This is a genomic window from Aquabacterium soli (assembly GCF_003933735.1).
In the GTDB taxonomy this organism is placed as follows: Bacteria; Pseudomonadota; Gammaproteobacteria; order Burkholderiales; family Burkholderiaceae_C; genus Aquabacterium; species Aquabacterium soli.
In genome coordinates, this window is the sequence record NZ_RSED01000060.1 from 1 (window position 1) to 920 (window position 920).

The following is a 920-nucleotide window of genomic DNA, read 5'->3' on the forward strand; positions in this document are numbered from 1 at the left end:
CGTTAGGCCTCGAGATCCACCATGAGTGAGTCGGAAGCACAACAAATATCCAAAGAGAAGGTAGCGACGCCTCTCTACTTCGCCTCGCTCTACTTTGTCACGGTGGGGGTTCTTTATCTCTGGGGCTACTGGCTACCCTTTGGCATCAACATCCTTGAGTACCTCTCGCTCACAGATGTTCTGAAAGCAACCGCCTACCCAATAGCAACAGCTCTTGTTCTAACCTCGATTGGCGCTGCGATTGGGGAAGGGCTCTCAAACCGTGACGCCCTTCGTGATGCCTTGCCACCTGGCGGTGGGCGAAACACGACAATCGGTCGATTTCTCCGAAAAATTGCTCCGCTTCTGGCCGCACTTTACGCCATAGGGACCGGTGCACTTTGGGTCTATGGGCCAATTGAAAAATGGACCGCTCTACCCGTCCTTATTGCTTTGCCTGTTTACATGTTCGCAAAGGATGCAGGATTACTAAAGAGACTTATTCCACACGACAGTCCGCGATCGATTGTCATTTATGTTCTCGCAACGCTACCTCCATTGGCATATGGGCATGGCGTGCTCGCGGCGCACAAAGTACAAACGGGGCAAAGCTTCACTTACGTCACTTCGACAGTTTCAGGCTACGCTGTCACCAATGACCCGCAGAAGCAGCTGCGCTTGATCGGGCACGTTAACGACACCATTTTCTTGCTAGATCCGGCGAAGACAGCGACTGTTGTGGTTAAGCTTGAATCAGGACAGCCGTTAGTGCTAATGCAATACGAGTCAGCGGCACGCGCAAAAACACCAACGGCCGCAACTAGTTCTATTCAAGCCGCATCCACCCCATCTAGCGCGAGGTCTAACTGATCGGTCAAGCCGACACTAACAAGCTCCGCTTGTTGGTTCCCTCCGCACTACGTGCTCCGGTGCGGCTTACC

1 protein-coding gene is annotated in these 920 nt (G+C 53.0%); it reads left to right on the top strand.

Annotated features, from left to right (window positions below; all coding sequences use genetic code 11):
- Nucleotides 1-21: 21 nt before the first annotated feature.
- A complete protein-coding gene (locus EIP75_RS23785) occupies nt 22-849 on the top strand; it encodes a hypothetical protein (protein WP_125245667.1) in 828 nt (275 codons plus the stop codon).
- Nucleotides 850-920: the final 71 nt, after the last annotated feature.